This window comes from Azospirillum formosense (assembly GCF_013340925.1).
Classification (GTDB): Bacteria; Pseudomonadota; Alphaproteobacteria; order Azospirillales; family Azospirillaceae; genus Azospirillum; species Azospirillum formosense.
Window position 1 is genome coordinate 18569 of sequence record NZ_WHOR01000009.1, and the last position, 23869, is coordinate 42437.

24 protein-coding genes are annotated in these 23869 nt (G+C 65.9%); 10 read left to right on the top strand and 14 right to left on the bottom strand.

Going from position 1 to position 23869, the window contains the following annotated elements; all coding sequences use genetic code 11:
- Nucleotides 1-152: 152 nt before the first annotated feature.
- The 5 genes from GBZ26_RS02475 to GBZ26_RS02495 all read right to left on the bottom strand — a co-directional run bounded on the left by GBZ26_RS02475 (nucleotide 153) and on the right by GBZ26_RS02495 (nucleotide 5944).
- Nucleotides 153-986 carry an ABC transporter permease subunit gene (locus GBZ26_RS02475; RefSeq protein WP_014240466.1) on the bottom strand — a complete coding sequence of 278 codons (834 nt, stop codon included), beginning with the start codon at nucleotides 984-986 and terminating at the stop codon, nucleotides 153-155.
- A complete protein-coding gene (locus GBZ26_RS02480) occupies nucleotides 983-1906 on the bottom strand; it encodes an ABC transporter permease subunit (protein WP_035673867.1) in 924 nt (307 codons plus the stop codon). Before GBZ26_RS02480 ends, GBZ26_RS02475 begins: the two co-directional genes overlap by 4 nt.
- Nucleotides 1903-3066 (bottom strand): ABC transporter ATP-binding protein, encoded by a 1164-nt coding sequence (locus GBZ26_RS02485; RefSeq protein WP_174437446.1) that lies wholly within the window; start codon nucleotides 3064-3066, stop codon nucleotides 1903-1905. The genes GBZ26_RS02480 and GBZ26_RS02485 overlap by 4 nt, the downstream gene beginning before the upstream one ends.
- 214 nt (nucleotides 3067-3280) lie before the next feature.
- Nucleotides 3281-4381 (bottom strand): extracellular solute-binding protein, encoded by a 1101-nt coding sequence (locus GBZ26_RS02490; protein ID WP_174437447.1) that lies wholly within the window; start codon nucleotides 4379-4381, stop codon nucleotides 3281-3283.
- A 219-nt stretch (nucleotides 4382-4600) separates the two neighbouring features.
- Nucleotides 4601-5944: a glutamine synthetase family protein gene (locus tag GBZ26_RS02495; protein ID WP_174437448.1), complete on the bottom strand. Its 1344-nt coding sequence runs from the start codon at nucleotides 5942-5944 to the stop codon at nucleotides 4601-4603.
- 165 nt (nucleotides 5945-6109) lie between these two features.
- On the opposite strand from GBZ26_RS02495, the gene GBZ26_RS02500 reads away from it, so the two are divergent.
- The 3 genes from GBZ26_RS02500 to GBZ26_RS02510 all read left to right on the top strand — a co-directional run bounded on the left by GBZ26_RS02500 (nucleotide 6110) and on the right by GBZ26_RS02510 (nucleotide 9897).
- Nucleotides 6110-7390 (top strand): NAD(P)/FAD-dependent oxidoreductase, encoded by a 1281-nt coding sequence (locus tag GBZ26_RS02500; RefSeq protein WP_174437449.1) that lies wholly within the window; start codon nucleotides 6110-6112, stop codon nucleotides 7388-7390.
- A gap of 35 nt (nucleotides 7391-7425) precedes the next feature.
- A complete protein-coding gene (locus GBZ26_RS02505) occupies nucleotides 7426-8412 on the top strand; it encodes a hypothetical protein (RefSeq protein ID WP_174437450.1) in 987 nt (328 codons plus the stop codon).
- A 258-nt stretch (nucleotides 8413-8670) separates the two neighbouring features.
- Entirely contained in the window at nucleotides 8671-9897 is a 1227-nt protein-coding gene (locus GBZ26_RS02510; protein ID WP_246653601.1) for a ferredoxin reductase family protein, read from the top strand.
- A gap of 13 nt (nucleotides 9898-9910) precedes the next feature.
- Here the strand turns inward: GBZ26_RS02510 and GBZ26_RS02515 are convergent, their stop codons facing one another.
- On the bottom strand, nucleotides 9911-11335 hold the full coding sequence (locus tag GBZ26_RS02515; protein WP_246653602.1) for an FAD-dependent oxidoreductase: 1425 nt from the start codon (nucleotides 11333-11335) through the stop codon (nucleotides 9911-9913).
- 15 nt (nucleotides 11336-11350) lie between these two features.
- Nucleotides 11351-12469: a polysaccharide pyruvyl transferase family protein gene (locus GBZ26_RS02520; protein WP_211104543.1), complete on the bottom strand. Its 1119-nt coding sequence runs from the start codon at nucleotides 12467-12469 to the stop codon at nucleotides 11351-11353.
- A 186-nt stretch (nucleotides 12470-12655) separates the two neighbouring features.
- Here GBZ26_RS02520 and GBZ26_RS02525 point away from each other — a divergent pair, with 186 nt between their 5' ends.
- Nucleotides 12656-13123 (top strand): HAD family hydrolase, encoded by a 468-nt coding sequence (locus tag GBZ26_RS02525; protein WP_174437453.1) that lies wholly within the window; start codon nucleotides 12656-12658, stop codon nucleotides 13121-13123.
- A 6-nt stretch (nucleotides 13124-13129) separates the two neighbouring features.
- Here the strand turns inward: GBZ26_RS02525 and GBZ26_RS02530 are convergent, their stop codons facing one another.
- On the bottom strand, nucleotides 13130-14122 hold the full coding sequence (locus GBZ26_RS02530; protein ID WP_174437454.1) for a TerC family protein: 993 nt from the start codon (nucleotides 14120-14122) through the stop codon (nucleotides 13130-13132).
- Between the two features lie 321 nt (nucleotides 14123-14443).
- On the opposite strand from GBZ26_RS02530, the gene GBZ26_RS02535 reads away from it, so the two are divergent.
- Together GBZ26_RS02535 and GBZ26_RS02540 are read left to right on the top strand one after the other, a co-directional pair.
- Nucleotides 14444-14770 (top strand): HU family DNA-binding protein, encoded by a 327-nt coding sequence (locus tag GBZ26_RS02535; RefSeq protein ID WP_281427446.1) that lies wholly within the window; start codon nucleotides 14444-14446, stop codon nucleotides 14768-14770.
- 68 nt (nucleotides 14771-14838) lie between these two features.
- Complete coding sequence (locus GBZ26_RS02540; RefSeq protein WP_014240479.1) at nucleotides 14839-15249, top strand: Ros/MucR family transcriptional regulator; 411 nt, start codon at nucleotides 14839-14841, stop codon at nucleotides 15247-15249.
- A 169-nt stretch (nucleotides 15250-15418) separates the two neighbouring features.
- Here the strand turns inward: GBZ26_RS02540 and GBZ26_RS02545 are convergent, their stop codons facing one another.
- Complete coding sequence (locus tag GBZ26_RS02545; protein WP_174437456.1) at nucleotides 15419-15943, bottom strand: GNAT family N-acetyltransferase; 525 nt, start codon at nucleotides 15941-15943, stop codon at nucleotides 15419-15421.
- A 525-nt stretch (nucleotides 15944-16468) separates the two neighbouring features.
- Between GBZ26_RS02545 and rpoH the strand changes: the two genes are divergently transcribed.
- The gene (gene rpoH / locus GBZ26_RS02550) at nucleotides 16469-17359 is read left to right on the top strand and encodes an RNA polymerase sigma factor RpoH (protein WP_174437457.1); all 891 of its coding nucleotides are present in this window, start codon (nucleotides 16469-16471) and stop codon (nucleotides 17357-17359) included.
- Nucleotides 17360-17589: 230 nt separating this feature from the next.
- On the top strand, nucleotides 17590-18936 hold the full coding sequence (locus GBZ26_RS02555) for a globin-coupled sensor protein (protein ID WP_174437458.1): 1347 nt from the start codon (nucleotides 17590-17592) through the stop codon (nucleotides 18934-18936).
- Between the two features lie 97 nt (nucleotides 18937-19033).
- Here the strand turns inward: GBZ26_RS02555 and GBZ26_RS02560 are convergent, their stop codons facing one another.
- Nucleotides 19034-19204 carry a hypothetical protein gene (locus GBZ26_RS02560; RefSeq protein ID WP_174437459.1) on the bottom strand — a complete coding sequence of 57 codons (171 nt, stop codon included), beginning with the start codon at nucleotides 19202-19204 and terminating at the stop codon, nucleotides 19034-19036.
- Between the two features lie 316 nt (nucleotides 19205-19520).
- On the opposite strand from GBZ26_RS02560, the gene GBZ26_RS02565 reads away from it, so the two are divergent.
- A complete protein-coding gene (locus tag GBZ26_RS02565) occupies nucleotides 19521-20096 on the top strand; it encodes a GNAT family N-acetyltransferase (protein WP_174437460.1) in 576 nt (191 codons plus the stop codon).
- On the opposite strand, the gene GBZ26_RS02570 is transcribed toward GBZ26_RS02565, so the two are convergent.
- Nucleotides 20074-20544 (bottom strand): hypothetical protein, encoded by a 471-nt coding sequence (locus GBZ26_RS02570; protein WP_174437461.1) that lies wholly within the window; start codon nucleotides 20542-20544, stop codon nucleotides 20074-20076. The two genes, GBZ26_RS02565 and GBZ26_RS02570, sit on opposite strands and share 23 nt — an antisense overlap.
- A 222-nt stretch (nucleotides 20545-20766) precedes the next feature.
- Between GBZ26_RS02570 and GBZ26_RS02575 the strand changes: the two genes are divergently transcribed.
- A complete protein-coding gene (locus tag GBZ26_RS02575; protein WP_174437462.1) occupies nucleotides 20767-21921 on the top strand; it encodes an alpha/beta fold hydrolase in 1155 nt (384 codons plus the stop codon).
- Between the two features lie 4 nt (nucleotides 21922-21925).
- Here the strand turns inward: GBZ26_RS02575 and GBZ26_RS02580 are convergent, their stop codons facing one another.
- The 3 genes from GBZ26_RS02580 to moaE form a co-directional block, all read right to left on the bottom strand.
- The gene (locus GBZ26_RS02580) at nucleotides 21926-22561 is read right to left on the bottom strand and encodes a LysE family translocator (protein WP_174437463.1); all 636 of its coding nucleotides are present in this window, start codon (nucleotides 22559-22561) and stop codon (nucleotides 21926-21928) included.
- 75 nt (nucleotides 22562-22636) lie between these two features.
- Nucleotides 22637-23317, bottom strand: a complete 681-nt coding sequence (locus GBZ26_RS02585) for an MORN repeat-containing protein (RefSeq protein ID WP_174437464.1) — start codon at nucleotides 23315-23317, stop codon at nucleotides 22637-22639.
- 89 nt (nucleotides 23318-23406) lie between these two features.
- Nucleotides 23407-23865: a molybdopterin synthase catalytic subunit MoaE gene (gene moaE, locus GBZ26_RS02590; protein WP_174437465.1), complete on the bottom strand. Its 459-nt coding sequence runs from the start codon at nucleotides 23863-23865 to the stop codon at nucleotides 23407-23409.
- Nucleotides 23866-23869 lie beyond the last annotated feature (4 nt).

The following is a 23869-nucleotide window of genomic DNA, read 5'->3' on the forward strand; positions in this document are numbered from 1 at the left end:
GGAACCATAAGAGCGCGCGCACGATACGGCCTCATTCGCTGTTGCAGATGCCCACACAATAGCAAATGCAACGGTGAACGGCCACCCCGCCGGCTGCGGCCTGATGGCATAGCCCCTATGAGGCGGCGCTCCAGGGTGTCGGGGGGGCGTTTTCAGCCCCCCTGCACCGCCATTTGCTCGTCCCGCTTCCTCTGCCGGTCTTGCCGCGCCATGACCAAGCTGGCAATGAAGATGCCGGTGGCGACCACCACCATCATCAGCGTTGCCAACGCGTTGATCTGCGGGCTGATGCCGAACTTCACGCTGGAGAAGATGACCATCGGCAGCGTGGTGGAGCCCGGCCCCGACACGAAGCTGGCGACCACCACGTCGTCGAGCGACAGGGTGAAGGCGAGCAGCCAGCCCGACACGATGGCCGGGGCGATGATCGGCAGCGTGATGACGAAGAACACCTTGGCCGGGCGGGCGCCGAGGTCCATCGCCGCCTCCTCCAGGCTCTCGTCCAGGCTGACGAGGCGCGACTGGATGATCACCGCCACATAGGCCATGGTGAAGGTGGTGTGGGCGATGGTGATCGTCGTCATGCCGCGGCCGTCCGGCCAGCCGATGGCCTGCTCCAGCGCCACGAACAGCAGCAGAAGCGACAGGCCGGTGATGACCTCCGGCATGACCAGCGGCGCGGTGATCATGCCGCCGAACAGCGTCCGCCCGCGGAACCGCCCGAAGCGGGCCAGCGCCAGACCCGCGACGGTGCCCAGCACCACCGACGCGGTCGCCGACATCGCCGCCACCTTGAGCGACAGCCAGGCCGCCCCGAGAAGTTGGTCGTTCTGCAGCAGCTCCGCGTACCATTTGGTGGAGAAGCCGCCCCACACCGTGACCAGCCGCGACTCGTTGAAGGAGTAGAAGATCAGCAGGGCGATCGGCACATAGAGGAAGGCGTAGCCGAACCACAGCGCCCAGGCCAGTTTTCCCATCTGCTTCATCGTCCGGCCTCCGTCTGGCGCCCCTGGACATGCTGGAAGACCATGATCGGCACCACCAGGAACAGCAGAAGCGCGATGGCCACCGCCGAGGCGACGGGCCAGTCGCGGTTGGCGAAGAACTCGTTCCACAGCACGCGGCCGATCATCAGCGTGTCCGGACCGCCCAACAATTCCGGCGTCACGAACTCGCCCACCGAAGGGATGAAGACCAGCAGCGACCCGGCGATGATGCCCGGCAGCGACAGCGGCAGAGTCACCGTCAGGAACGCCTTCCAGGGCCGGCAGCCGAGGTCCGCCGCCGCCTCCAGCAGCGTCGGGTCCAGCTTCTCCAGCGTCGCGTAAAGCGGCAGCACCATGAAGGGCAGATAGCAGTAGGTCATGCCGATGTAGACGGCCCAGTCCGAGTAGAGCAGCTCGAACGGCTCCGTCGTCAGGCCGGTCCATTGCAGCAGGTTGTCCACCACACCGTTGGCCTTCAGGATGCCGATCCAGGCGTAGATGCGGATCAGGAAGCTGGTCCAGAAGGGCAGGATGACCAGCATCATCAGCGGCCCGCGCTTGGACGGCTCCGCCCGGGCGATGGCATAGGCCATGGGGTAGCCCAGCAGCAGGCAGCAGACGGTGGTGACCAGCGCGATCTTCACCGAATTCAAATAAGCCAGGATGTAGAGGTCGTCCCCGCCCAGCCGCAGATAGTTGGACAGGTTCAGCAGAATCTGGAGCTTGGTCGTGCCCGCGTCCTCGTCCACCAGCCAGTCGATCAGCGGCGCGTAGGGCGGCTGCGCCAGCATCGCCTCCGACAGGCTGATGCCGAACACGATCAGGAAGGGCACCAGGAAGAACAGCAGAAGCCACAGGTAGGGGATGGCGACCACCACCCCCCGCCCCCACAAGCCGATCCGGCGCAGTAGATCGATCATTGCGTCAGCACCACCCCGGCGAAGGGACGCCAGCTCAGATGCACCTCGTCGTCCCAGGTGATGGGCATCTCGGTGCGCCGCACCACGTTGGGCGCCGTGACCCGCACCGTCTTGCCCGTCTTCAGCTCGACCAGATAAATCGACACGTCGCCGAGATAGGCGATCTCGCGCACGATCCCGCTGGTGACGTTGCGCCCGTCGGCGCTGATCGCGGCGTTGGCCGGCGGCTCCTTGCTCAGCGCGATCTTCTCCGGACGGACGGCGACGCTTACCGTGGCGCCGGTGGGGACCGCCACCGCGTGATTGATGTAGAGGTCGCAGCCGGCGTCCTCGGAGCGGATCAGCACATGGTCGGCCTGATCCTCCACCACCCTGCCCTCGAACATATTCACCGAGCCGATGAACTCGGCAACGAAGCGGGATTGCGGGTACTCGTAGATCTCGGTCGGCGTGCCGGTCTGGGCGATGACGCCGTGGTTCATGACGGCGATCCGAGAGGACATGGTCATCGCCTCCTCCTGGTCGTGGGTGACCACGATGAAGGTGACGCCCAGCTTCTCCTGGATGTTGACCAGCTCGAACTGGGTCCGCTCGCGCAGCCGCTTGTCGAGCGCGCCCAGCGGCTCGTCGAGCAGCAGCAGCTTGGGCCGCTTGACCAGAGAACGGGCCAGCGCCACGCGCTGCCGCTGGCCGCCGGAGAGCTGGTGCGGCTTGCGCTTGCCGAACTGGCCGAGCTGGACGAGGTCGAGGATGGCCCCCACCCGCTCCTTGATCTCGGCCTTCGGAACGCCGTCCTGCTTCAGGCCGAAGGCGACGTTCTGCTCCACCGACATGTGAGGGAACAGGGCGTAGGATTGGAACATCATGTTGACCGGCCGCTCGTAGGGCGGGATGCCGGCCATGTCGACGCCGTCGATGAAGATCTTGCCCTCGGTCGGCGTCTCGAACCCGGCCAGCATGCGCAGCAGGGTCGTCTTTCCGGAGCCGGAGCCGCCCAGCAGGGCGAAGAACTCACCCCGGTAGATCGACAGGCTGACCTCGTCCACAGCAACGAAGTCGCCGAAGGTCTTGGTCACCTTCTCGATTCGCACATAGGGCTTCTGTCCCGGGTCCTGCCAGGGTTCCAGGCGCGTGGGCTTGCGGATCGGCTGGACGGCCATGCGGCTCCTCTCGGCGTCCTCTTCTCATGCGGACGGCACCCGAAGGCGCCGTCCGCATGCCCCTCTCAATCAATGCTAAAGCATTGATCTGCCGGGTTTCACGGCCGGAAAATGATGGGAACGATCATTTCCCGGCCGTATCATGGGAACGCCCCGGCCTTTCCCGATGGGAAACGACCAGGGCGCGTGTCGTGCGTGCCGGTTCGCGGCGCGCTTACTTGCCGGTCTTGACCTTGGTCCAGACGCGGGTGCGGGCGCGGTCGGTGGTCTGCTTGATCGACTTCAGCGCGAACAGCTTGACGCTGCTGTTCTCCGGCAGGAAGACGGCGGGGTTGGTCTTCACGCCCTCGTCAACCGAGGCCAGCGAGGCTGGAACGGCGTTGGCATAGCTGACCGTGTTGGACACCGCCGCGATGTTCGCCGGGTCCAGGATGAAGTTGATGTAGGCGTGCGCGCCTTCCTTGTTCGGCGCGTCCGCCGGGATGGCCAGCGTGTCCCACCACACCTGCACGCCTTCCTTCGGCGTGATGTATTCGACCTTCACGCCGTTCTTGGCTTCCTCGGCGCGGGCCGCACCCTGGATGGCGTCGCCGTTGTAGGCCATGACGACGCAGGCGTCGCCGCCCGCCAGGATGTTGATGTTCTGGCCGGTGACGAACTGCTTGATGTAGGGGCGGACCGCCAGCAGCGTCTTTTCGACCTTGTCCAGATCCTCCTTCTTCTCGGAGTTCGGATCGAGGCCGAGGTAGTTCAGCACCGACGGGATCACGTCGATCGCGGAGTCCATCACGGTGATGCCGCAGGCCGCGACCTTCTTCGCCACCTCCGGCTTGAAGATCAGGTCCCAGCTGTCGAGCGGGACGTCGGGGGCGACGGCCTTGATCTTCTCCGGGATGATGGCGATGCCGACCGTGCCGCCCAGATAGGGCACGGCGAACTTGTTGCCGGGGTCCGAGTTCTCGAGGAGCTTGAGGACCTTCGGATCGACGTTCTTCAGGTTCGGGATCTTCGCCTTGTCGAGCGGCGCCACGACCTTCGCCTGGATCATGCGCGACAGAGTCGGCTCGGCGGTCGGGACGATCACGTCATAGCCCGACTTGCCGACCAGCACCTTCTGCTCCAGCAGCTCCAGGCTGTCGTACAGGTCCACCTTCGTGTCGTAGCCGGTGGCCTTGGTGAAGTCCGCCAGCGTCGATTCGCCCAGATAATCGTTCCAGATGTAGATGTTGACCGGCTTCTTGGCCTGGGCCAGCGCCGGGCCGGCGATGGCGATCGCCGCGACGGCTCCGATGACGCTGAGAGCGAAACGTTTCATGCAGAAAGCCCCCGAATTCTGGATCGTTCGTCAGTTCGTGACTGGTCGACTTTTTTCCATTCGACGTGGGGGGCGGCGCGCATCGCACGGCGTCCCCGGCGCGAGCGCTATTGCACCCACGGGGGGGTTCGTTGTCAACGATTTGCGGGTGGTTTTGCGGGTTTTGCGGAACGCAAACGCCCCCTTCCGCGGCAGCGGCGGAAGGGGGCGGAAATATGCTCAAACGTTCAGCAGAAGATTCTCGCGCTCCCAGGAGCTGATCACGCGGTGATAGGCCTCGTACTCCGCCTCCTTCACGCAGGTCACCGCGTCCAGGAACTTCTCGCCCAGCACCTCCTTCAGCGGCTTGCAGGCGTTGAACTTCTGGAGCGCGTCGCCCTGGTGGCGCGGCAGGGTGAAGGCAAGGCGGTAGGCGGAGCCCTTCACCGGGTCGGTCGGCTCCAGCCCCTGGGCCATGCCGAGATAGCCGCAGGCCAGCGACGCGGCGATGGCGAGGTACGGATTCGCGTCGGCGCCGGCCACCCGGTTCTCCACCCGGCGCGAATCGGCGGGCGAGACGGGAACGCGCAAGCCGGTGGTGCGGTTGTCGCGGCCCCAATGCACGTTGATCGGCGCGTCGGAGTTCGGCACCAGCCGCCGGTAGGAGTTCACGTTCGGCGCCAGCAGCGGCATCGCGTAGGGCAGATACTTCTGGAGCCCGGCGATGTGGGACATGAACAGCGGCGTGTCCGCCCCGCTGGCGTCGGAGAACAGGTTGCGCCCGGAATCCGCATCGACCACCGACTGGTGGATGTGCATGGCGCTGCCCGGCTCGTTCTGCATCGGCTTGGCCATGAAGGTCGCGTAGACCTGATGGCGCAGCGCCGCCTCGCGCGCCGTCCGCTTGAACAGGAAGGCCTGGTCGGCCAGTTCCAGCGCGTCGCCGTGGTTGAAGTTGATCTCGATCTGCGCGGCCCCGGCCTCGTGGGTCAGGGTGTCGATGTCGATGTCCTGCGCCTCGCAGAAGTCATAGACCATCTCGAAGATCGGATCGAACTCGTTCACCGCGTCGATGCCGAAAGCCTGCCGCCCGCTCTCCACCCGCCCGTTGCGGCCGACCGGCGGCACCAGCGGATAGTCGGGGTCCTTGTTGACCTGAACGAGGAAGAACTCCAGCTCCGGCGCCACCATCGGCTTCCAGCCGCGCTCCTCGTAGAGCGACAGCACCCGCTTCAGCACATGGCGGGGCGAGAAGTTCACCGGGCTGCCGTCGGCGTAGACGCAGTCGGTGATGACCTGGGCGGTCGGCTCCTCGTACCAGGGGACGAAGCGGATCGTCCGCTCGTCCGGGATCATGTAGATGTCGGAATTCTCATCCGAAGTGACCGAATCGTCCTCCGGATACTCTCCGGTCACGGTCTGGACGAAGATCGCCTCGGGCAGCCGCAGACCGCGGTCGCGCAGGATGCGCAGGAACTTCTCGGCGGGCACGATCTTGCCGCGCGCGATGCCCGACATGTCGGGCACGAGGCATTCCACTTCGGTGATGCGGTTCTTCTTGATGAAGTCTTCCATGAAACCCATGAACGTATGGACCGCACCGGACGGTGGGCAGCCCCTCCCTGCTGTGAACGACCGCCTTACTATGATCCCGCACCCCCTCCTCGCGCCAGAGGGGAACAAAGATCCTGCCCATTTGACCGCCGGAATCATTGACGGAGCGGGGGTCCCTCCCCTAACTCGGCAGACATGCCGACACCATCCCACATCCGCTCGTGGTACGCCGACACCGCGATTCCGCACCCGCAGCACCCGGTGCTGGAGGACTCGCTGTCCTGCGACGTCTGCGTGGTCGGCGGCGGCTACACCGGGCTGATGACCGCTCTGGAACTGGCCGAGCAAGGCTACGACGTGGTTCTGCTGGAAGCCAATCGCGTCGGCTGGGGCGCGTCGGGCCGCAACGGCGGGCAGATCATCACCGGCTACAACAAGTCGATGAGCACCATCGAGCGCTGGGTCGGGATGGACGACGCCCGGCGGCTGTGGGACCTTGGCGAGGAGTCCAAGGCGTTGCTGGCGCAGCGGGTGGCGAAGCACGCCATTCCCTGCGATCTCACCTGGGGCTTCGCCCACGCGGCGGTGAAGCCGCGCCACATGGACGACGTGGCGGCGATGGAGCGCGAGATGCGCGACCGCTACGGCTACGACAAGGTCCGCACGCTCGACCGAGAGGCCATGCGGGCGGTGGTCGGCAGCGACGCCTATGTCGGCGGGCTGGCCGACGACGGAAGCGGCCATCTGCACCCGCTGAACTACGCGCTGGGCCTCGCCAGCGCCGCCGCCCGGTCCGGCGTGCGCCTCTTCGAGGACAGCCGCGTCACCGCCATCGACACCGGCGATCGTCCCGTTGCCAGCACGGCGAAGGGCCGGGTGACGGCGCGCTTCCTCGTGCTGGCCGGGAACGCCTATCTGGGGGCGCTGGCACCGAGCCTGTCGTCCGTGGTTATGCCGGTCGCCACCTACATGATCGCCACCGAGCCGTTGGGCGAGGCCACCGCCACGTCCCTTCTGCCGACCAATATGGCGGTCAGCGACATGAACTTCGTGCTGAACTACTTCCGCCGCTCCGCCGACCACCGGCTGCTGTTCGGCGGCGGCGTCAGCTATTCCGGGATGGACGCGCCGGGGCTGAAGATCGCCATGCGGTCCAAGATGCTGGCGGTCTTCCCGCAGCTCCGCGGGGCCGCGGTCGACCATTTCTGGGGCGGCCATGTCGCCATCACCATGAACCGGATGCCGCAGGTCGGGCGGCTGACGCCGACCACCTGTTTCGCCCATGGCTATTCGGGCCACGGCGTGGCGTTGGCCGGCATGGCCGGGCGGGTCATGGCCGAGGCGATCCGCGGCACGGCGGAACGGTTCGACGTGTTCGCCCGGGTCCCCCACCTGCCCTTCCCCGGCGGGCGGCGATTCCGCACACCCGCCCTTGTCCTCGCGATGCTCTGGTTCCGGCTGCGCGATCTGCTGTAACCTGCCCGTCCCATTCCCGCTTCCGGTCCCCGCCCATGTCCGACGTCACCGATCCCGAAACCGGAAGCACGGAAGGCGCTGCCAATGCGGCGGCGATGCGCGACACGCACTTCGACTTCGAACACAAGGTGTTCAGCCTGTCCGGCGCCTTCTTCTGCATCGACACGTCCTCCAAGCAACCGGTGCTTCACATCCTGCTGGGCGATCTGAAGGCCGCCCTGCCCTTCAACACGCTGATGGAATCCTTCGACATCAAGGAGGACAGCCGCGACTCCAAACTGCTGGATGTGGTGGAAAAGGGCTTGGCCTATGTGAAGCAGATTCGTCCCGGCGAGCAGATCCCGGGGGAGTTGCTGGACGGTCGCGCCTCATGGTCGGTGGAGGAGAAGCACAGGAACATCGCACGGGGACGTCTGACGGTGCAGCTCGTCTCCTCGATCTCCGGAAGCGAGATGATCGTGGTGAAGGCCGACGAGCTGGAACAGATCGTCGAGGACCCGCAGACCAAGCAGCGCGTCAAGGCCGCCTTCAAGGACATCGCGGCGAAGCTCGACCTGAAGGACAATTACGAGCAGTACCTGACCGACCGCATCGAGGACCTGACTCAGGAACTGTCCTACATCGAGGCGCTGCGCGACCGCTTCAACGCCATCCGCGCCATCAGCGGCAAGCTGACCCGGCTGACCCAGATCTACCGGACCGACCGCACCCTGTGCAACGAGGTCGCGCGCATGCAGGGGTTGCTGGGCAAGCCGCTGAAGGACTATGACGCCATCTTCGAACAGGCGGACGCCCAGACCGGCGAGATCTTCGGTGCGTTGAAGTCCTTCGACACCACCGTGACCTTCATCCGCAAGATCCGCGACGACCTGCGCGCCCGGCTTCTGGAATGGGAGGACATTCTCCAGGCCTGGGACACCACGCCGGTGGAGAAGTCGACCGCCATCGAGCAGTTGCAGAAGCAGACCTACCGCTTTCTCGCCAACCGATTCATGGAAACCAAGGTCTGGATTCGCAAGTAACCGAATTCGCCGACCTCCCCCGCCATTGTCGTGGCCGAAGATTCGAATGGCTGCGATGATCGGAATCGGCTTGTCACCGGAAAGGCGATAGCGAAGCATCCCTCCATCCGCACCTCGACGGTGGCCGACACGGAGGATGTCGCCATGAAAAGGATCAAACTGTCTTTTTGGGGTATTTTAACCCTTCTCACGATTTTATGGTTTGCCGCTGAACCTGGGGTGTTTTCGGCGGACAGTTTTTTCGGTCTTCGCGCTGCATTGGTCCAGTACAGCGGAATCATCGCCATCGGCTGCATGGGCATGGCGATGATCCTGGCGCTGCGGCCGCGCTGGCCGGAGCCGTGGTTCGGCGGTCTCGACAAGATGTACCGCCTGCACAAATGGCTGGGCATCGCCGGCCTCGTCGCGGCGGTCGCCCATTGGCTGTGGGTCCAGGGGCCGAAATGGGCGGTTGGCTGGGGGTGGCTGGCCCGGCCGCATCGGGGACCGCGGGCCATTCCCGACAGTTCCCTCGAACAGGCGCTCCGCAGCCTGCGCGGCACCGCCGAAGGGCTCGGCGAATGGGCTTTCTATGCGGCCGTGCTGCTGATCGCGCTGGCGCTGTTCAAAAGCCTTCCCTACCGGCTGTTCTTCAAGACGCACCGCCTGCTGGCGATCACCTATCTCGTGCTGGTTTTCCACACCGTCGTGTTGACCGACGTCGCCTACTGGAGCGCGCCCATCGGCTGGGTGATGGCTTTGCTGCTCGCCGCCAGCGCCTGGGCCGCCGTCGTCGTGCTGCTCGGCCGTGTCGCCGCCGACCGGCGGGTGCCGGGCACGATCAGCGCGCTCCATTACTTTCCGGGCGTGCACACACTGGAGATCGCGATCGACGTTCCGCAGGGCTGGCCGGGCCACAAGGCGGGCCAGTTCGCCTTCGCCACCTCGGACAGGGCGGAGGGTGCCCACCCTTACACCATCGCCTCGGCCTGGAACGACGCCGAGCGCCGGATCACCTTCGTGGTCAAGGAACTGGGCGACCACACCCGGCGGCTGCGGGAACGGCTGGCGGTCGGCCAGGCTGTGACGGTGGAAGGGCCATATGGCTGCTTCACCTTCGACGACTCCTGCCGGCACCAGATCTGGGTGGGCGGCGGCATTGGAGTCACGCCCTTCATCGCCCGCATGAAGTTCCTGGCGACCAGTCCGGAACGGCCGCGGCAAACCATCGACTTCTTCCACACCACCAGCGAGTATGACGGGGAGGCGATCGCGAAGCTCACCGCCGACGCCGCGGCGGCGGGGGTTCGCCTCCATGTCCTGGTCGACAGCCGCGACGGCCGCCTGGATGGCGGGCGCATCCGTGCGCTGGTGCCGGAATGGCGCGACGCCAGCGTCTGGTTCTGCGGCCCGACCGGCTTCGGGCAGGCGCTGCGGCACGATTTCGCGGCCCACGGCCTGCCGGTTGACCAGCGCTTCCACCAGGAACTCTTCGCGATGCGCTGACGCCAAGGAAGCCTTATGCCTCTGGCTCGCGCAGCAGGGCCCCCTGTCGCAGCAACTCGCGCTGGATGGCGCCGACCGGAATGTCGCGGGTGCGCTCGCCGCGCCGCGCCGCCATCGACGCGCAGACCCCGGCGGCCTGCCCCGTCGCCATGCAGGTGGGCGTCACCCGATAGGAGGAGTGGGCCTCGTGGCTGCCGGAGATGCAGCGTCCGGCCACCAGCAGCTTCTCCGTCCCCTTGGGCAGAAGCGCGCGCATCGGCACCTCGTACCATTCGCCGGAGGGCACGCGCTTCAACACCGTGCCGCGGCCGGTCGGGCTGTGGATGTCCACCGGATAGGTGCCGCGCGCGATGGCGTCCTTGAACTTCGCCGCCCCCAGCACGTCGTCCGCGGTCATGGCGTAGTCGCCGACGATGCGCCGTGTCTCGCGGATGCCGATTCCGGTGCCGGTCTGGCAGGTGTAGGCGTCGGCAAATCCGGGGGCGTACTTGCGCAGGAAATTGCCGATCTGCGCGGCCTGCCGATGGCTCTCCCACTCCGCGCGGGTCAGGTCGAAGACGTTGGTGCCCAGCGCACCGGTGACCCGTGTGCAGTTCAGGGCGATTTCGCCGGGGTGGGTGGTGGCGAAGAACAGGATGTCCTCGCGCGCCAGATCGAGGTCGCCGTTGGCGGTGGCCTTCGACACGAGGTCCCACAGCCCGTGAACACCGCGCCATTGCGTCGGATGCTCCCGCACATAGCCGTTGAAGGCGTCGTGGTCGAAGCCGACCATGCGGAACATCAGCGTCATGGGCTGGGTCAGCCCGTCCTCCTCCCGCCCGACCTCGTAGTCGCAGCCGGCCAGCGCCGCGATGTCGCCGTCGCCGGTGCAATCGACGATCACGTCGGCCTCGATCACCACCGGGCCGGACTTCGTCTCGAAGACCACCGCGTCGGGCTTCCCAGGCTCGCCGAGGACGGTGGAGGCGAAGGCGTGCAGCAGCACCTTCACCCCGGCCTCGTCGAGGATCTGCTGCGCGGTGACCTTCAGCACCTCCGGGTCGAAAGGAACGGTGAAGCCGGTGTCCGGCGAGGGCGGAATGGCCCCCTGGTTGGTGTAGAGCCGCCCCAGGAAGACGGCCAGCGCCCCGCCCACCACCGGCTCGCCGGGGCCGTGGTCCTGCGGCATCAGGCGGGTGTTGTCCACCACCGCCACCGAACCGCGCTGGGTGTAGAAGCTCATCCAGGGCATGACGAGCGCCGCCGTGGCGTTGCCGCCGAGGAAGCCGTAGCGCTCCACCAGGATCGTCTCGGCCCCCGACTGGGCGGCGCCGATGGCCGCCCCCATGCCAGCGGGGCCACCGCCGACGACGAGTACGTGGCAGCGCGCGACCTTCATGGCGCGGCGCGGCGGCAGGGTGACCGACTCAGGGTTCGGAGGACAGGGCAGAACGGGCAAGACTGGCTCCTTTCGTCATTCCGCTGCTTTGGCCGCCGCTTTGGCCGCTGCTTTGACCGCCGCTTCAGCACGCGGCGCCACCGTCTGCAGGGCCAGCGGCGCCGTCTCGCGGGCACGCTCCATCAGCACGGGAATCCGGTCGCGCAGCAGTCCCTTCTGTTCCGCGCGGTGGTCCCACAGGCGGTCGAGGTCGGCGAGGAAGGTTCCGGCGGTGGTGTGGGACACCGTCGCCCGCGGCTCCAGACCGACCGAGGACAGGAAATCCGACACCTTGGAAGCGTAGGGCAGCGCGATCAGCGGCGTGCCGGTGATGGCCGCGAAGATCAGGAAATGCAGCCGCATCCCAACGGCCATCTCGAAATGATCCATCAGCCCGATGATCTGGCGCGGCGTGTAGCGGTATTGCAGCAGATGGGCGCGCTCCGACACCGCCATGCGGCCCATGACGCGGTGCGCCTCCCGCACGTCGGCACGCTCCATCGGCACGAACACCACATCGGCGCCGAAGCGCTGCACGATGTAATCCGCCGCCTCCGCCAAGAGCTGGTGATAGGCCGCGTCGCTGAGTTCCGGCGCCGCCGCCCCCTGCTCGCGCACCGAAATGCCGACCAGCGGCCGGTCGCGCGGGATGCCGGCCTCGGCCAGCATCTCCTCGGTGAAGGGCTCCGGAGTCAGCAACAGCGCCGGATCGGCGGTGACCGTCACCGGAATCTGCACGCCGATCTCCTCGATCAGCCGCTTGGCGCTCGGTTCGCGGACGGTGATGCCGGTCATGCGGTCGAGCCCCTCGCGCACCGCGTCGCGCTCCACCCGGTCCTTCAACGGGCCGACGCCGATGGCGAAGGTGTAGGACGGCACGCCCAGCTTCTGCGCGATGGTGACCTCGCGCAGGTAGGTCTGCGCCTCGCTGTCGTAGAGGATGCCGCCGCCGCCCAGAAGGAGGAGGTCGAGCCGTTCAACCTCCGGGGTGATCTCGTCGCGCATGGCTTCCCGCGGGTTCAGAACGCGATCCACCGCGTGGTTCTCGCGGGTGTGGGCGGCGTTGCGCGAGAAGACGACCACCTCCACTCCCGGCACCGTGGCGCGCAACTGCTCGATGGCCGAGGTGAGGATCGCCTCGTCCCCCAGGTTCAAGCCACCGTAAGACCCTGAAATGCCTATGACCGTCATCCGTACCCCCCTGCCGCACCGGAGCCGTGCGCCTATGCCTTCGGGTGCAACCCGACCGGCTGGCGAAGGTTCCGTGCGACCGGTAGTCTGCGGTCGCGTTCATCCGGATGTGGGCGGGCGAATCGTTGGATGGGCAAAACAGGACAGACGATGCAGAGACCCAAGCTGTTTCTCGACCTCGACGGCGTTCTGGCCGATTTCGACCGCGGCGTGAAGGCGGTCACCGGCAAACGCCCGGAGGAGATCCCCATGAAGGTCATGTGGCGGGAACTGTCACGCCATCCCGACTTTTTCGGCACGCTGGATTTCATGCACGACGCTCAGGACCTCTGGCGCTTCTGCGAACCTTACGCCCCGACCATCCTGACCGGCCTGCCGCTCGGCTCCTGGGCGCCGGAGCAGAAGCGGCGCTGGGTCGCCCACATGCTGGGACCCGATGTGCGGGTGATCACCTGCATGGCCCGCGACAAGCACCGCCATGGCGGGCCGGGCACGGTCCTGGTGGACGACCGCGAGAAGGCCCGCGAGCCCTGGACCCAGGCGGGCGGCGACTTCATCCTCCACACCAGCGCGAAGGAGAGCATCGCCGCCCTGAAGCGCCTGGGCTTCACCGGCTGACCGGCATCACTCCGCCGGCAGCCGCTTGCCCTCGCTGCGCGTCTTGAGAAGCGAGACGACCACGCCGCCCGCGATCAGCGTCAGAGTCACGCCCAGCGAGATCAGCGGGTCCGGCTTGCCGAATATCTGTGTGTAGAAGATTTTGCCGCCAATGAAGACCAGCACCAGCGCCAGCGCGTATTTCAGATAACGGAAGCGGTGGACCATCGCCGCCAGTGCGAAGTAGAGCGCGCGCAGGCCGAGGATGGCGAAGATGTTGCTGGTGTAGATGATGTAGGGGTCGGTGGTGATGGCGAAGATCGCCGGCACGCTGTCCACTGCGAAGATCAGGTCGGCGAACTCGACCATCATCAGCGCCAGGAACAGCGGCGTGGCGTAGAGCGCGGTCCGCCCGTCCGGCCCCGCCTCGCGCACGAAGAACTTCTGGCCGCGGAAGCCGTCGGTGATCCGCAGGTGGCGGTTCAGGAAGCGCAGCGCCGGGTTGTTGGCGAGGTCCTGCTCCTTGTCCGCAGCGAACAGCATCTTCACGCCGGTGAGCAGCAGGAAGGCGCCGAAGACGTAGAGCACCCAATGGAACTCGCTGACCAGCGCGGCGCCGGCGGCGATCATCAGGCCGCGCATCACGATCACGCCCAGGATGCCCCAGAACAGCACGCGGTGCTGGTAGGCGCGCGGGACCGCGAAGTAGGTGAAGATCAGTGAAATGATGAAGACGTTGTCGAGCGACAGGCTCTTTTCGATGAAGAAGCCCGTGTAGTACTGGGCCGCCGCGGTGTCGCCCATCGACCACCAGACCCAGCCGCCGAACAGCAAGGCAACGGCGATGTAGAAGGCGGAGAGACGGAGGCTTTCCTTGACGCCGATCTCACGGTCGCGGCGGCGGTTGAGGATGCCGAGGTCGAAGGCCAGCAAGGCCAGAACGAGGCCGACGAAGGTCAGCCAGACCCACACCGGCTTTCCCATGAAATCGAGAAAGATGGGTGCGATAAGGGAATCCATAACAAGACCCACTTGATTGCGCTGCGTCTGCAGTGAATTCAAGCGGCATCCGACATCACGGCTGACGCCTCAGCCGTCAGAGGGGCCCGGACCCGAACGCCGCTCAAGTGGTGTTGCTGTTTTTGCGTTCAAGGTCCGTGTCCGGCGAGTCGATCAACTATCGACGAAAAACATCCTCCATATTCCGTTCGCTCCACACCGTTGTGCCGCGGTGGGTGGTCGCTTTGATGCATCCGGGCCACAGGGCACGCAAGAACTCATCATTGGAAAAACACTTATGGTTGCCTTCTCGGCCATCGCTCTTGTGCCGATGGATTCAATCTGCCAAGAACACAGAAAAATCCACACGCGCACACGCACCAGGAGTTTCGCATGAACCAGGCCGAGCTCATCGAGACCGTCGCGACCGACGCCGGCATCCGCAAATCCGATGCGGCGAAGGTCGTCCAGTCGGTGTTCGAAGGCATTTCCTCGGCGCTCGGTCGTGGTGAGGATGTGCGCCTCGCCGGGTTCGGCATTTTCGAGGTTGCCGAGCGCGCCGCCCGCGAAGGGCGCAACCCGCGCACCGGCGAGGTGGTGCAGATCGCCGCGTCCAAGGCGCCGCGCTTCAAGCCGGCCAAGCAGTTGCGCGACGTGGTGAACGTCTGATCGACATCGCCCTAATCCAAGGCTGTTCCAAACGGCTGATCCACAGGGGAACGGAGCTGAACGCGGCCATGACCATCGAAGCATCGGAATTGCAGGCCCTGACCGCCAAGGTCGTTGCGGCCTATGTCGGCAACAACACGGTGCCGGTCGCCGACCTGCCGGCGCTCATCCTCAACGTTCAGACGGCCTTCAACGGCCTCGGCGAAGAGAAATCCGCGCCGGCCAAGGCCGAGCTGGTCCCCGTGGTGCCGATCAAGAAGTCGGTGACCCCCGAATACATCATCTGCCTGGAGGACGGGAAGAAGCTGAAGATGCTGAAGCGGCATCTGAAGACCGTCTACGACATGTCCCCGGACGACTACCGCGCCAAGTGGGGCCTGCCGGCGGAGTATCCGATGGTCGCCCCGAACTACGCGAAGGCCCGGTCGGAAATGGCGACGAAGCTCGGTCTGGGCCGCAAGCGGGTGGTCCAGGACTGACCCCCTTCCCCAAGCCGCACACTCAATGGCGGGCGCATCCCGGTGATGCGCCCGCTCTTGCGTTCAACGGTGATGGATCGGCGTCGGGGGAGCGATCAAGACGCACCAGGGTGACGACGCCGTGTGCGGCGTGACATGAAACCACCATATGCCCTTCCGCCCAGTTCCATCAACGCCCCTCAGGCGGTGACGCACCCCCGCTGCCAAGCGGGCGCTGCATCAGGACGCTGTCCACCCAGCGCCCGAACTTGAACCCCACCGCCTTCAGCAGTCCCGCCGACACGAAGCCCAGGCTGCGATGCAGGCCGATGGACGACGCGTTTGCGCTGTCGCCGATCACCGCGATCATCTGGCGGCATCCCGCCTCCTCACAGCGGTCGATCAGCGTCGAGAGCAAAGCCCGGCCGACACCACGCCCCATGAAGTCCGGATCGAGATAAATCGAATCCTCGACGCTGTAACGGTAGGCGGTGCGCAGCCGGTAAGGACCAGCATAGGCATAGCCTATGACCCTCCCCCCCATCTCCGCAACGACATAGGGCATACCCCGGGCCAACACATCGTCCCGCCGACGGGCAAGCTCTTCCAGGCCGGGAGGGACTTCCTCGAAGCTGGCCGCACCGGTCAGGACGTGGTGAGCGTAGATCGCCTGGATGCGCTCCAGATCGTCCGGTCGGCTGCTGCGAATGTTCATGGTGGGTCCTCTCACCTTGCGTCGTCCTGGGTTTCCCTCCCGAATAGCACGCCCGCAAGCCCGTGGAACACAAGCGTCGCCGCGGACCGCCCCAGCACGCACCCATCCATCCCTGAAGAAAATTCTATGCCAAAAGGCCGACCGGACTAGCCTGTAAGGCCATGCCTTATGAAATGGATACCCATCTCCGGCCGAGTGATGACAAAGCGGAGAGACCGGCATCTGCCTTCAATCCAAACGAAAGCCGTCATATTTTCGCCAATCTCCCAAAAGTTCTCCCGATCTTTTTGGCGTTCATAAGGACCGAATAGTCCGGATATACGCCAAAAAATATTGCTGCACCGCCGTTTCAAGGCTTGATCCAACTTGGTGGTGGCGGCACAGTATCAATGTCTGATTGACGTGTTCCTGGATAATTTCGGCAAATCCCCACAATAAGAATGCCGAAACGATGGGCGTCTGCGTACGGCCATCGAAAAGGTTCCGCGGCAAGAGACGGTGGAGCGTTGGAGAGAGGAGGCCGGTGTGCTCAAGAAACTCCTGACTGGTGAAAACGCCAGCCTGACCCGTTATGTCGAGGAGTCGAAGCGGTTCCCCATCCTGGCCCCCGACGAAGAGCGCGAGCTGGCCGTCGCTTGGCGCGACCGCGGGAACGGCCATGCGCTGGAGCGTCTGGTGGGCAGCCACCTGCGACTGGTCATCAAGATCGCCCGCGGCTTCGGCGGCTACGGGCTGCCACTGGTCGACCTTGTCGCCGAAGGCAATGTTGGCCTGATGCAGGCCGCTCAGAAATTCGATCCGGGACGCGGTTTCCGTTTCGCGACCTACGCCACCTGGTGGATCCGCGCGGCCATACAGGAATACATCCTGCACAGCTGGTCCCTGGTGAAGATGGGCACGACCGCCGCGCAAAAGAAGCTGTTCTTCAACCTGCGCCGCCTGAAGAGCCAGATGCAGGAGCTGGAACAGGGCGACCTGTCCCCCTCCACCGTCACCGCCATCGCGACCGAGCTGGATGTGCCGGAGCAGGAGGTGATCGAGATGAACCGCCGTCTGTCGTCCAACGACAGTTCGCTCGATGCCGCCTTGTCCAGCGATGGCGAAACCAATTGGCTGGAACTTCTGGCCGACGACCGTCCGACCCAGGAAAGCGTGATCGCCGATGCCGACGAGTTGGCGCTGCGCCGCCGGCTGGTTGGACAGGCCCTGGAGCGTCTGGACGACCGCGAACGCCGCATCCTGTTCGAGCGCCGCCTGAAGGAGGACCCGTCCACCCTGGAGTCATTGAGCCAGCAGTTCTGCGTGTCGCGCGAGCGTGTGCGCCAGATCGAGGTGCGGGCTTTCGAAAAGCTGCAGAAGGCGGTCCTCAGCGCCGCTCAGGCTCTGCGCCGCGCGCCGGCCCATATGGCGGCCTGATGTAGACGAACGAACATTTTCACGACGGCCTACAACATACCGGCGGATGCCAAACGGCTCCGCCGGTTTTTTATTTCGTTAAAATCTGATGATTTGTCGGGCCTGCGACAACTCTGCCGGTTTCCACACCAGACGTAACCCTCCATAGTGCACGCGCAGGTTAGTTACTTTGCATTAAAAACAAATTGCGCTAATCTGAGGCGGTCCTATTTTCGCGGGGAAGTCGATCCATGTCGCATTCTGCCCAGACACAGTCCATCCTCGACCGAATCTCCTTCTTGCGAATCGACGAACCCACGAAGGCCGTCCTTCGGGAATTCCAACCTCATCTCGCCCAGCGCATCGACCAGATCCTTGAGGAATTCTATGGCTACCTGCGCTCGGTCCCGCAGGTGGCGACGCTGCTCGCCGATCCCACGGTGGTCAGCCGGGCGCGCGACATGCAGAAGCAGCATTGGCTGAAGAATGTTTTCACCGGCACCTTCGACGACGCCTATATGGCGCAGGTCCTGAAAATTGGACAGGCTCACCAGCGCATCGGACTGGAACCGCGCTGGTACACAGGGGCCTATTGCTTCACGCTGAACAAGCTGATCGACCTCGCCTATCAGATCCACCGCAAGAAGCCGGAGAAGCTCGCCCAACTGATGCAGGCGATCAACAGGGCGGTGTTCCTCGACATGGATCTGGCGACCTCCGTCTACGTCGATCTGAACACCGCCGCGATCATCACGCGCGAACTGGGAACCACCGCCGACTCGTTCGAGCGCGAGGTGAAGAGCGTGGTGCAGGCCGTGGCGTCCGCCGCGCAGCAGCTCCAGGGAACCGCCCAGAACATGAGCCGCACCGCCGAAGAGACCAGCGCTCAGTCCACCCAGGTGGCGGCGGCGGCGGAGGAAGCTTCAGTCAACATCCAGACCGTCGCTGCGGCGGCGGAGGAATTGACCGCCTCCATCGGCGAGATCAGCCATCAGGTGACCCAGTCGGCGGCCATTGCCGGTGAGGCCATGTCACAGGCGGAGCGCACCAACAACACCGTTCAAGGGCTGGCCGACGCCGCCAGCCGGATCGGTCAGGTGGTGAAGCTGATTCACGACATCGCCAGCCAGACCAACCTCCTGGCATTGAACGCCACCATCGAGGCGGCCCGCGCCGGCGAGGCCGGCAAGGGCTTCGCCGTCGTCGCGTCGGAGGTGAAGAGCCTCGCCAACCAAACCGCCAAGGCGACGGAGGAGATCAACTCCCAGATCGGCGCGGTTCAGGGAGCGACGCAGGACGCGGTGCTCGCCATCCGCTCGATTTCGGAAACCATCGCGCGGATCAACGACATTTCGACCTCCATCGCTTCGGCCATGGAGGAGCAGGGTGCCGCCACCACCGAGATCGCCCGCAACGTCCAGCAGGCTTCGATCGGCACGCGTGAGGTCAGCGAGACCATTGTGCGCGTCAATTCCTCGGCGTCGGACACAGGATCGGAAGCGCGCAGCGTCCTGTCGGCGACGAACGAACTGTCCGTTCAATCGCACACTCTGCGCGCGGAGGTCGACCGCTTCCTGGCGCGGGTTCGGGCCGGCTGACCTCCGAGACGAATGGTAGCCGGCGGCCTGAGGCGGTGCCGCCGGCTCATGAGATTGACTGACGCGCTGTTGTGGGTGGAGAACGCTGGCGTTGCCGTCAGAGAACGGTGCGGAGAACCGTGTCGCTGATCTTGATCTTCGCCGCGTTGGCCGCCGAGCGGACATCGTCGAGCGAGCGCCAGTGGCTGCGGCCGCCGATGGTTGTCAAAGCACCATTCTGCATAGCCACGAAAAGGCCGGTGCGTCCCAGGTTAACAATTTTGATCATCGCACGGTCCTCCCTGTCTGCGAGCATTCTCAGCGTGAGAGGGGCGCCTCATCACCGAACCGCTGCCTCCCAGCTCCAATTCGTTTAGAGACTTATCAAGAACAATCGCGCGTCGTCAATAAGGCCGATCGCCATATCCACTAAGTTGTCAAAAGCCTCAGTGAAACCCCTTATTTGAAACAATTTTTCTAAACTCTTTCCCTTCTGTCGAAGTTCGTCGGCGGGTTTTTTCCGGTAAGACTTTCCTAGGGCGCAAAGGAACGCCGCCAGCGTCGGTCCGTTCATTCCCTCAGATGGTTCGAAGCCCGGAGGAGGAATGGACGCCGCCACCGCGTCGCAGGATGTCATCAGCCTGCCCGTTACAATTCGCCCGGCCTGCCGGACCGATCTGCCGGATCTGGAATGGTTCGGATTGCACACGCCGCACCGGGAGATCCTCGCCACGGCTTTCCGCGCCCAGGAACGCGGAAGCGGCTTCCTTCTGGTGGCGGAGATCAACGGCTTTCCCGCCGGCCAGATCTGCATCGACTTTCAGCGCAAGAGACATCTGCGCCGCGCCACGCTGTGGGCTTTGCGGGTGTTCCAACCCTTCCGCAACCGGGGCATCGCCACGCGGCTGATGGCCGCTGCCGAAGGCGCCGCGCTCGATCATGGCTACTCGGAATCGGAACTGGGCGTGGACCGTGACAACGCCGGGGTCCTCGCCTTCTACGAGCGGCTTGGCTACGAACTGCGCGGCACCGAACGGGGGCGCTATTCCTATCGCACCCCGGCCGGCGAACTGGTCCAGGTGCCCATCGACCAATGGATCATGCGCAAACCCCTGTTCCGGCCGGCGGCTTGGCAGACCAGGGCCGGCTTCGCGCCGGTCATTCCGCCGCCAGCGCTATGAGCCGGGCCGGGCGGCGCCGCGGCAGACGGATGCGCGCGCCGTCCAGGATGTCCGTCAATTCCCGAGCGGAATCGGCGGCCATGGTCAGGGCGACCAGGGGGAGCCAGCGGTCGAACACCTGGGTCGTCACGTCGCCTTCCCCGGCCTGCATGGCAGCCAGAGCGTCCAGCACCGCCATCTCGTCCATTCCGACGCGAGAACAGGAGGGGCAGCGAAAGGCCGGACGGCCCGCGTTGGTCACGGCGAAGGTGCCCAGCAGGGCGAACAGCGGCAGCAGGGCCGAGGAGGGCACGCCGGCGACGCCGAAGCTGGCGCGCATGGCGGCCATCGCACCGGCGGTACCGTGACGGAACCACTGCCGGAAACCGGTCAACAGCGCGCGCTCCGCCGTCGTCAGATCGGACACCGTCCAAGGGGATAGCCTCCCCTCGCCCACCGAATCGCACATGTTGACCCCTCCCGACTGAAGTGACGGAACCGACCTTAGACGATCGAGGCCTTGATTGCGAGTCATTCGCATTTGCAGTCCGTGGACCTTCTGACGCAGGGCGGTCCCACCGCAGGAGGCTGTGACAACGCCCCGTGACAAACGCCGGTCCGCTCTGCCGGAAAGGTCGGGTTAACCATATTCCTGGACCCTTTCCACGCCCGCAGACAGGAGCGTGGAAGGATGAGGCGGACAATCGGACAGGCGCTGCTCGGATTGATGGCGGCGTTGGCTATGCTCGGTACGGCGCAGACGGCGACGGCCCAGATTCACCTGAACCCGGCCTATGGCGACGGCACCCTGCTCGGTCCGACGATGGCCCGCGGCGCGGTGGTGTGGAGCCACGGCCGGTCGGTGGATGTCGAGGACTCCAACGCCCCCACCCCGCTCTACATGAAGACCATGAAGGACGCCGGGTGGGACGTGTTCCGGCTGGACCGCATGCGGGTCAGCGACACGCTGCCGAACAGCTCCCGCGCGCTGGCGGGCTACGCCGACCAGCTGAAAGACCGCGGCTATCGCAAGGTCGTGCTGACCGGCCAGTCCTTCGGCGCCTTCCTCTCGCTGATGGCGGCCGGGCAGAGCGACCGGGTGGACGCCGTCGTCGGCACCGCCCCCGCCGCCTTCGGCAACTTCTCCGACTCCTACGACAGCTTCCGCGACAACGCGGCGCAGCTCTGGCCGATCCTGCGCGGCATCCACAGCGCACGGGTGATGCTGTTCTTCTTCCATGGTGACGATTTCGACCCCGGCGGGCGCGGGGAGTCGGCGCGCGGAATCCTGTCCTCGCGCGGGCTGGACCACATCGTGGTCGATCAGCCGGCCCTGCTGACCGGCCACGGCGCTGCGACGACCGGCATGTTCGTCCGGCGCTTCGGGGCCTGCATCCTGCGCTTCGCCGAGGCGCCGCCGCGCCGGGGCGACCCGTCCTGCGACGAATCCTGGGGCCGCACGCCGAGCGCGGAGCTGATGCGGGCCGCGGCGCCGGAGCCACGCACCGGCAGCGGCACGTCTTCCCCGGCGGGTACGGGCGCCCGCTCCTTCCTCGGCGTCTGGTACGGCGCCTACATCAACGGCCGGGAGATCGCATTGGCGGTGGACCGGGTCGACGGTGACGCCGTCTACGCCGACTATGTGCTGGGACCAGGCATGGAGGCCGACCAACCGATGGAGCGCGCCCAGCGCAAGGGCCGCATCGAGAATGACGAGCTGGTCTTCGACGAGAAGGGGCGCAACACGCTGCGCTACAGCATCCGGACAGACGGGCGCCTGTCCGCCACTTGGCTGGACCGTTCCGGCAAGGGCCGCCTGGAGACGACCCTCCGCCGGATGGACTGAGGGATCACAGCCGGCGGGCGAGCGCCAGCAGCCCGCCGGCGCCGATCATCAGACCCCCGGTCAGGCGGTTGAGGGTGCGGGCGGCGGATCCACTGGTCAGGCGGGCGCCGATGCTGTTCCCCCCGGTGGCGTAGGCCATGATCCAGCCGAACTCGATCACCACCATGATCGCCACCAGCGCCACGAGCTGCGGCATCAGCGGAGCCGCCGGGTCGATGAATTGCGGAAACAGGGCGGCCATGAAGACCAGCGCCTTCGGGTTGCTGAAGGCGACCAGAAGCCCGCGCAGGAACAGGCGATGGGCCGGGGCTTCCTCCGCTGCCACGGTGCCGCTGGCTCGCGGCGAGCCGTCCGGCACCGGAGCCCGCCACGCGGCGATGCCGAGCCAGGTCAGATAGGCCACGCCCGCCCACTTCACCGCCTGGAAAGCCGGCTCCGACGCCGCCAGCAGGGCGCCGAGGCCGAGCACCGACAGGGTGGCCATCGTCGTCAGCGCCACGCACATGCCGAGCCCGCCCCAAGCCGCGCGGCGGACGCCGTAGCGCAGGCCGAGACTCATCGCGAGCAGCATGTTGGGGCCGGGAGTCATTGACAGCACGAAGGCCGTCGCGAAGAAGAATCCGAGGGTCTGCCAGTTCATCGCCGTCATCCGAAGGGGGTCCAGGATGTCACCACGGAGCGGCGCGTCTGGCAAACGCCGCCTGTGCAAAGCTGGTCAACGCCGTTCCTGATTGGGCCGTTCCTGATTGGGCCGTTCCTGATTGGGCCGCCCCGGATCGCGGTAGTCCCATGGCGGCGTGCGCAGCCACTCCTCCAGGCTGCCCGGCGCCGCCCTGCCCCGCGGTTCCGGCCGCTCGGCCGACTGGATGGGCTCGGCAGGCTTCGAGCCGAGAAGCGCGCCGGGCCACACCCGCCCGTCGCGGTCGACCCGCGCACGGTAGCGCAACCCCATGGAGGCGATGAACTCCCCCTGCCCGGTCGGGCGCCCGAACGCGAATCCGCCGACGTAGCGGTGACCGTCGGGCAGGGTCAGCGTTCCCGGACCGGTGGCGAGGCCATGATGGAAGCGGCCCTGGAAGATCGTTCCATCCTCGCGCCCGCTGCGTCCCGGCCCCTCGGCCCGGCCATCGACGAAGGCCGCCTCGGTCCAGTCCGCCGGCTCCGGGCCATCGAACGTTTCAAGAACACCGGCGCCATGAGCAAAACCGTTGCGGCAGGCACCGGTCCAGCGGACGGACTTCCCCCGGCTGGGGTCAGGATCGCGGACGCGGCACCCGCTGACCGGGTCGGTCAGAACCCGCTCCGCCGTTTGCCGCTCCTTCCCGTGAACCGGGCACGACAGGAACGCGCCCAGCGACAGGGCCACCAGTCCGGTGAGCAGGAACCGGGTTCGCATGATCGGATGCTCCGCATGCGCGCACAGCCTTGCGCGGGAGCGGATACAATCACCGCGAGGAGGGCACCGTCTGTGTCCTGCCTCTCACCTCACGCCGGTTTCGTCCAACGGGCCGCCGCCGTGTCGTCGGACTCCTTGGCCTCCACCCAGCGTTCCCCCTCCGGGGTTGCCTCCATCTTCCAGAAGGGCGCCTTGGTCTTCAACCAGTCGATCAGGAAATGGCAGCTCTCGAATGCCGCCTCGCGGTGGGCGCTGGCGGTGGCGACCAGCACGATCCGGTCGCCCGGCTCCAGCCGCCCGTAGCGGTGGATGATCAGCACATCGTCCAGCGGCCAGCGTTCCCGCGCCTCCGCCTCGATCGCCTCCAACTGCCGCTCGGTCATGCCGGGGTAATGCTCCAGCGTCATGGCGCTGACGCACTCGCCGCCGGCCATGTCGCGGACCAGCCCGACGAACAGGGTCACCCCGCCGATGCCGGTCTTGCCGCCGGTCATCGCGGCCAGTTCCGCGCCGACGTCGAAATCCTCGCTCTGAACCCTCACCGTCACGGCA

Coding starts and splice junctions, on each gene's coding strand:
- GBZ26_RS02475 (WP_014240466.1), bottom strand. CDS start 986: ATGAAGCAGATGGGAAAACTGGCCTGGGCGCTGTGGTTCGGCTACGCC.
- GBZ26_RS02480 (WP_035673867.1), bottom strand. CDS start 1,906: ATGATCGATCTACTGCGCCGGATCGGCTTGTGGGGGCGGGGGGTGGTG.
- GBZ26_RS02485 (WP_174437446.1), bottom strand. CDS start 3,066: ATGGCCGTCCAGCCGATCCGCAAGCCCACGCGCCTGGAACCCTGGCAG.
- GBZ26_RS02490 (WP_174437447.1), bottom strand. CDS start 4,381: ATGAAACGTTTCGCTCTCAGCGTCATCGGAGCCGTCGCGGCGATCGCC.
- GBZ26_RS02495 (WP_174437448.1), bottom strand. CDS start 5,944: ATGGGTTTCATGGAAGACTTCATCAAGAAGAACCGCATCACCGAAGTG.
- GBZ26_RS02500 (WP_174437449.1), top strand. CDS start 6,110: ATGCCGACACCATCCCACATCCGCTCGTGGTACGCCGACACCGCGATT.
- GBZ26_RS02505 (WP_174437450.1), top strand. CDS start 7,426: ATGTCCGACGTCACCGATCCCGAAACCGGAAGCACGGAAGGCGCTGCC.
- GBZ26_RS02525 (WP_174437453.1), top strand. CDS start 12,656: ATGCAGAGACCCAAGCTGTTTCTCGACCTCGACGGCGTTCTGGCCGAT.
- GBZ26_RS02530 (WP_174437454.1), bottom strand. CDS start 14,122: ATGGATTCCCTTATCGCACCCATCTTTCTCGATTTCATGGGAAAGCCG.
- GBZ26_RS02540 (WP_014240479.1), top strand. CDS start 14,839: ATGACCATCGAAGCATCGGAATTGCAGGCCCTGACCGCCAAGGTCGTT.
- GBZ26_RS02545 (WP_174437456.1), bottom strand. CDS start 15,943: ATGAACATTCGCAGCAGCCGACCGGACGATCTGGAGCGCATCCAGGCG.
- GBZ26_RS02555 (WP_174437458.1), top strand. CDS start 17,590: ATGTCGCATTCTGCCCAGACACAGTCCATCCTCGACCGAATCTCCTTC.
- GBZ26_RS02560 (WP_174437459.1), bottom strand. CDS start 19,204: ATGATCAAAATTGTTAACCTGGGACGCACCGGCCTTTTCGTGGCTATG.
- GBZ26_RS02565 (WP_174437460.1), top strand. CDS start 19,521: ATGGACGCCGCCACCGCGTCGCAGGATGTCATCAGCCTGCCCGTTACA.
- GBZ26_RS02570 (WP_174437461.1), bottom strand. CDS start 20,544: ATGTGCGATTCGGTGGGCGAGGGGAGGCTATCCCCTTGGACGGTGTCC.
- GBZ26_RS02575 (WP_174437462.1), top strand. CDS start 20,767: ATGAGGCGGACAATCGGACAGGCGCTGCTCGGATTGATGGCGGCGTTG.
- GBZ26_RS02580 (WP_174437463.1), bottom strand. CDS start 22,561: ATGAACTGGCAGACCCTCGGATTCTTCTTCGCGACGGCCTTCGTGCTG.
- GBZ26_RS02585 (WP_174437464.1), bottom strand. CDS start 23,317: ATGCGAACCCGGTTCCTGCTCACCGGACTGGTGGCCCTGTCGCTGGGC.